Source organism: Dyadobacter sp., assembly GCF_051859145.1.
In the GTDB taxonomy this organism is placed as follows: domain Bacteria; phylum Bacteroidota; class Bacteroidia; order Cytophagales; family Spirosomataceae; genus Dyadobacter.
This window is the reverse complement of record NZ_JBHYGF010000118.1, coordinates 3,609-10,358: the sequence shown is the minus strand read 5'-3', so window position 1 is coordinate 10,358 and position 6,750 is coordinate 3,609. Positions and strand designations below refer to the sequence as shown.

4 protein-coding genes are annotated in these 6,750 nt (G+C 49.1%); 2 read left to right on the top strand and 2 right to left on the bottom strand.

The features are described 5' to 3' along the window. On the top strand, window positions 1-949 hold a 949-nt coding region (locus ACTIE6_RS08620), incomplete at its 5' end, for a helix-turn-helix transcriptional regulator (RefSeq protein WP_439556252.1). 12 nt (window positions 950-961) lie between these two features. Here the strand turns inward: ACTIE6_RS08620 and ACTIE6_RS08615 are convergent. Together ACTIE6_RS08615 and ACTIE6_RS08610 are read right to left on the bottom strand one after the other, a co-directional pair. Next, window positions 962-3,328 (bottom strand): mechanosensitive ion channel family protein, encoded by a 2,367-nt coding sequence (locus ACTIE6_RS08615; RefSeq protein ID WP_439556251.1) that lies wholly within the window; start codon window positions 3,326-3,328, stop codon window positions 962-964. Between the two features lie 98 nt (window positions 3,329-3,426). Continuing rightward, entirely contained in the window at window positions 3,427-4,464 is a 1,038-nt protein-coding gene (locus ACTIE6_RS08610; RefSeq protein ID WP_439556250.1) for a fatty acid desaturase, read from the bottom strand. Window positions 4,465-4,861: 397 nt separating this feature from the next. Here ACTIE6_RS08610 and ACTIE6_RS08605 point away from each other — a divergent pair. Continuing rightward, a partial coding sequence (locus tag ACTIE6_RS08605; protein WP_439556249.1) for a SusC/RagA family TonB-linked outer membrane protein occupies window positions 4,862-6,750 on the top strand: 1,889 nt, incomplete at its 3' end.

The window sequence follows — 6,750 nt, the reverse complement described above, 5'->3', positions numbered from 1 at the left end:
TGCAGGCAGGGAGTTCATTTCAAAATCGTTTTACATCTGGTATGGTAAGTTCCGGGTGCATTCAGAAGGTCCGGTTGTGGTTCATTCCGCGGGTGACCGGGTACAAATGCTGTTTTGTATGCAGGGTGTAGCCACTTATTTTCAGGAAACTGCTTCCAAACCTTTCGTGCGCTTCAAGCCGCAGCAGCATAACCTGTTTTTGCTACCGGACAAGAATTTGATAATTCAGTGGAAGCCCGGAGGGGAAGTTGAAGCTTTCGCGATCAGTCTGGATACGCAATTTTTCTTCGAGAACCTGCCGGCCTCTCACCCGATCTGCACGCATTTCAGGAGCGGGATCAGCAAATCGTTGCCTGCATTCATGCTCAGGAGGAACCTCCCTCTCACGACCAAAATGGTTTCGTCGCTCTTTGAAATACTTAACTGCACTTACAGCGGATATTACAAAAGTCTTTTCATCAAAGCGAAGGTAATCGAGCTGCTGGCATTCCAGTTTGAGCAATACGAACATTTGCCCGTACCTGACATTTCGGTTAACCTGAAAGAATCAGACAAGGAAAAAATGCATCTGGCGCGCAGGATATTGTCAGAAAACCTCGATAAGCCCTGGTCGCTGCGGGAGCTGGCACACCAGGTAGGCACCAATGAATTCAGTTTGAAAAAGTATTTCAAGGAAGTTTTCGGAAAGCCGGTATTCGGCTACCTGCACGATCTGAGAATGGAAACTTCGATGCAAATGCTGAAAGAACCCGGCAGCCGGGTAGCCGAGATCGCGCAGCGTGCAGGCTACAAGAATGCAACCCACTTCACGGCCGCATTTAAAAAGTACTACGGTATTTTGCCCAACAAGATCAGGATCTCCCTGCTGCATTTGCTGCACCTATCAGACGTGCTAGCCCAGCTCTTTACACAGGCAATGGAAAAAACTTCCTGCGCCGAGGCGCTTTGAGCTGGGTTAAGGCTACATGATCTTGATTCCTGCTGCCTTGAAACGGATCAGCGTTTGTTCCAGAACGTAGCTTTTGAATGTCGTTTCCTGGTACACATCATTCAGCCAGACCAGGATTTTCAGCTCGATGTTATCCGCTGCGATCGCATTAAAGAGGATCTGGCGTGGCGCGTTCTTGACCGTGCCTTCCGCATTGTCCACAATATCGTGGATCACTTTCTTGACCAATTCTATATCCGCTTCAATGCTGATTTTGAATGTGATCTCGGCCTTTAACCGGGCATCGCTGGTGGTGTAGTTGACCAGCCGGCCGGAGAGCAGGTCGCCATTTGGAATAATTACTTTCGAGCCCAGCGGAGTGAGCATCCGGCTTGACCGGATTCCGATATCGAGCACCTTGCCTTTTTTATCCGCCAGTTCAATATAGTCGCCGATTGTGAATGGTTTTTCGAAAATCAGGATAATACCGGATACGAAATTGTTCACAATGTTCTGCATACCCAGCCCGATACCGACGCCCAATGCACCAAGGAGTACGGTGATCCTGGTCAGCGGCACGCCGGAGACTGTTATGGCAATCAGAAATCCCACCACGATAATCAGCAGCCGGATCAATGCAAGCTTGGAACCTTTATGTCCCGAATCCGCCGCAAAGCTGACATCGTGCCCGGAAAAAAAGTATCCTACATTCTTTTGCAGGCTGTTGGCAAGCCAGATCGTTACAGCAAAAAACAGCACGTTTTCGAGGGTAAATGTCACGCTGCCGAAAGTCCGTTCTTTTTCAAGGATCTGTAATGCAAAGTCGAATACCGCACCGATGATATTGAGGTTGATACAAAAAACCATCAGCCAGAGCACAATGGAAACAAACAGCAGCAGCCGCTGAAAATACAATCGCGTACGCTGCGCGCTGACGCGTGAAAAGAGCATTTTTGCAGCTGTGCTCACGCGGATATGCAAGTCGAGTGCCTCCGTGAGCATGTGCACGAAAACGGTCAGGCTCACCACCTGGATTAACCCGCTGATCGCAGTTATGCTGAATGCTTTGGCCAGGGAAAGCCGCCCGAAAACATTGAGCAGGATTGCCAGTACGTGCAGGATAATGTAGATAATGACAACCGGTTTGATCAACCTTTCGCCGAGATTTGCCTTCCTAACAATCTTGAAAAACCACCATCCAAATGCAATAGAAGCCGCACTCAGCCCGAGAAATGCAAACCGGAGCAGAAAAGATCCATCCACAACCACATTGGCTCCAACCGTGAGCAGGTACAAAACGATGACCGAAAACCACCACGCAAGCTGCTCGCGCGGCAGCATTTTCAGGAAGAAGAATGTAAGTGTGATAACCAGTAGAAACTGGTTGAGCTCAATGTAAATAGAAGGCGAACGCGGCTCGAAAAGCGGCGTGATGTTGAACAGCAAAATGAGCGTCGCCAGGAAAGGTTTATGTCCGATGAACTTGAAATCGAGTGGACCTACATCCTTGCTCAGCCTGGCGCTTTTTGCAAAATTGAAGTTAATGTAAATCCACGCAAAAAAGCCAATGCAAAGCAGCAGCAAAAACACGCGGTTGTCCCAGGTAGACTGCAAAAAATACCTTAAAACTTTATTCTGACCAGCATAAGACACTTTGATCAGCCGGTTCATATTGTCGGAGCTGTCCTTCTGGCGGGCTTTCCAGATATAGCTTGATTCCTGTCCGAGCAGATTTTTACCTGACTCTTTAATGTAATCGTTGATCGTGCCACTCAGATCGTTGGCTGCGAAATAAACCTCCGAAACATCGGCGAGCAGGTTACTTACGGTGTCCAGGTTGGCCGTCGTCGTCTCCCCAGCTTCCTGCAATTTACGCCTCAGCTCGCCTATCTGGCCTTTGTACAGCTTTTTTTGGGTCGAATCGCCATTGTCGATCGTGAGCAGTGAATCGCGGCCAAACTCGATGACCGAAGACGACATACTTTGCAGCTCGGCATTGTAGCGGGAAAGCTGCTTGCGCCAGGCACTTGTTTTCTGCTGTATATCGGTGAGCATTAGCCGGTAATTAGCCAGGCTTTTACTGTCGGGTGCGGTCTTCTCGACTTTGACCGCCTCCTGAATTTGCGCCACATTTGTTTTGGCCACACCCAGCTCACGCCTGATATCAGCACTTCCGTAACCCTTCTTATTAGCTGCATTGATCTGCGTGATCACCGCCTGCGCATTTTCAATCTTAAACAGCAGCGTGTCCGGTATTACCACACTGGGGGTTTCTTTTTCCGCAGGCTTTTGTGCCAGTAGCGGCAATGTGCCGGTGAGCAGCAAAAGCACGGTGAAGAGGACAAAGCCCCTGAACTGTTGTGAATTGAAGAAGAAATTGCGGGCAATAACGGGTGTCATAGTCTGGATTTTAGCCAAGATTCTAGCTGCCGCTGCATTGGCGACATCAAATTTGCTAAACATCCATACCAATAAACGTCAGTAAGAAAGAGCGCAAATCAATGTACGTGTTCCTCCTTTTTGACCGGCTTGTAATAACGGTCGTAAAAAACCTGCTTTGAATCATTATAGCTGCTTACCGCGCCAAGTGTGCGCATCATTTTGATATAATAAAATGCGAGGTCAACCTGGTGGGGCTTGAAACCGCTGCGCGCGCTTTGCGGAAATAAATGGTGGTTGTTGTGCCACTCTCCTGCTACCAAACCCGGCCACAACTGGTTAATGGATTTGTCTTTTGTATTATAATCAACACCCGGCCGCTGCTTGTCCTCGCCTTTTGCGTGACCTTCATAATTGAAAGTCCGCACACCGATCGCCCAGAATCCGGCTGCCCCAAACAGCGTGCAAGCCAGCGCGTGCCCGCCCATCAGGTAAAATGCCAGGTACCAGAACGACCAGTTGAAAAGCCAGTTAACCACCGCGTCGCCCGGGTTGACGTAAGATCCCCATTTCAGGTACTGCTGGTATGTATTTCCTTTTACCCCGGTATGCTCCATGAGCTTTGTAACACGCTGGTAGTCGGCTTCACTCAAATTTTTGGCGATCGGCTGGTGGTTCACATCTGCAAGAAAGCAGTATAAAAACCCGGCGCTCGCATTGTAAGGATCGCCGGGCTGGTCGGACTTCAAATGATGTACGTGGTGGGAAATGGCGTAAATCTCTTCGGGTACGACGGATACCGTCAGGTTTTTGGTAAAAAAGCGCCAGAAAGAATTTTTGAACTTATAGGCGCCGTGGGTGCAGTACCGGTGGTGCCAGATGGTTCCGTGGGTACCCATGATGATCATGCTGTACAGAAATGCAGCAGCGAGCATCCACAAACTGAAAAACTTGAAAACAAACAGAAAGAAAAACGGCATCAGCAGCAACACTCTTCCCCAGCTGAAAAACGACAGCCAGTTTTTACGGTCCTTCACCACATTCAACCTCGCAAAAAACTCGCGCAGGATCTGCCGCGGGCTTGGCTTTATCAATTCTCCCTTTTCATCCTCCCAGCCGTAGGAAGGCGTTTGCAGCACATGATCAAAAAAAGCCATTTAGAAGAATTACGACGATAATTGGGTTTACAAATGTTTTGTATTTCGTCCAAATTTAGAGCATTAATTTGGATAAAATGCCAGGGTACAAATCATTGAGGTATTATTTGCATCTAAACGTTGCATTTGACACACTGGTATTAGCCCGGCAAACTTTGTAAAAAGCCGGTCAGCGCACAACCTATCTCATTGAACTTTAACCGCATTATTTATAACCAATCCGCGGATTAGGGGCTTATTCAAGGAATTCATTACAAACAGGTTGCTTGTTCAGAATACTGTACTTTACTTTGTCTACCAAATTAATAGGCTAAGTATACTGCTTAATGAATTTTTAAAACAACCACTAACATGAACTGCCTTTACACAAGGCGCTGACCTCTATTTCCCACTTTTTATGTATCAAAATCTATCCCGAAAACAGCTGTACCCCGGAGTGAAAATCCTGCTGGCTGCGTTCGTGCTTTTTGCAATGAATGCTGCTGCACAAAATGCGTCCGTAACAGGAACAGTTACGTCTGCTGCCGACAATCTGCCGGTACCCGGCGTGAGCATTGTCATCAAAAATTCGCTCACCGGAACTGCCACGGACGCGAATGGAAAGTACGAAATCAACGCGCCGGGCGAGGCTACCCTCGTTCTCTCCGCGATCGGGCACATTACGCAGGAGGTGGCTGTGAGCGGGCGCAGTATCGTGGATGTGAAACTCGCAGTCGATACCAGGCAGCTCGAAGAGCTCGTGGTGGTGGGTTACGGTACGCAGAAGCGGAATGCACTGACCAACTCCGTGTCACAGATCAGCGGCGAGGCGATCACGCGGCGGCCGGTTTCCAACATTCAGCAGTCTTTCCAGGGCTTGATGCCGGGGGTAACCGTGCTCGACCAGGGTGGTTCGCCGGGTAAGTCAAACACCAACATTCGCGTCCGCGGTATCACCACTTTCAACATCAACGGAAGCAGCACCAGCGGTTTTGATTTGGGTAAAAATGATGCACTGGTGATCGTAGATGGCATTGAGCAGCGGCTGAGCGACATTAACCCTGACGATATTGAATCTGTTTCGGTACTGAAAGATGCATCTTCCACGGCGATTTACGGATCGAGGGCTACCAATGGTGTAATCCTTGTGACGACAAAACGGGCGAAAGGAAGCAAAGTACAGGTCGATTACCACGGCTACTACGCGATCCAGAAGTCGAACAACGTACCCAAAATGATGGGCATTGAAGCTTATATGCGCGAGCAGGTGGCGGCTTACACCAATGCGGGCGTGACTTTGCCGGCGCGTTTTACGGAGGAATCCATTCAGGCTTATGTGAACGCAACCGACCGCCAGAAATATCCGCTGCCGAATACCTGGTTTGAAACCATGCTCCGGTCTGCGCCGCAGCAAAACCACACGATCTCGGTAGCCGGCGGCAATGATGTGATCCGTACCAGACTGAGCGCGCGGTACCAGGATCAGGAGGGTGTAATTGCAGGTTATTCCAACACCATCGGGGAATTCAGGCTGAATACGGACTATGATGTTTCCAAAAGGCTGCGCGTGAGCGGCGATATCAATTACCGGTACAGCCGCGCATTGAACCCGACCGTAAACAATAACAGCAATAACCCGCAGCCTTTGAACAACTTCTTCCACGGTACCTTGTGGGCTGTCCCCAAATATCCTGACGGTACTTACGGCCTGAGCACGCAGGGAAACAATCCACTGATGTTCAACGAAATCGGCGGCCAGTCACGCCAGAATACGGATTACCTCGCGGGTTATCTCAAAGCGGATTTCGACATTGCGGAGGGACTTACATTCTCGACGCAGATCGCCGGGCGGGGTACCTTTGTTTCACAAAAGAATTTTACCAATTCGTACACCAACGTAGACAAGAATACCAACATCGTACGGACGGTAGCGATCAATTCCCTGACGGAAGTCCGCAACAGCCTGCGGGAGTACACGATCAACAATTTGCTGAATTACGAAAAAAGCTTTGGCGATCATAACCTGAAAGCATTGGTGGGCTACTCACAGATTGGAAATACCCAAACTTTCCTGTCCGCCTACCGTGAGCGTTTTTATAATAATGATATCGGGTCAATTGGTCAGGGTGCAAACGACGGCACGAAGAGCAATGCCGGAAACGACGCAGAATATGGCCTCCGATCCTTTTTTGGCCGGGTTAATTATGATTATCAGGAAAAATACCTTTTTGAGGCAAATGGCCGCTACGATGGTTCTTCCAAATTCACCGGCAACAAGCAGTACAGCTTTTTCCCTTCATTCTCAGC

Bases quoted from the DNA above. Each gene is read 5' to 3' on its own strand.
- ACTIE6_RS08610 (WP_439556250.1), bottom strand. From the start codon at position 4,464: ATGGCTTTTTTTGATCATGTGCTGCAAACGCCTTCCTACGGCTGGGAG.
- ACTIE6_RS08615 (WP_439556251.1), bottom strand. From the start codon at position 3,328: ATGACACCCGTTATTGCCCGCAATTTCTTCTTCAATTCACAACAGTTC.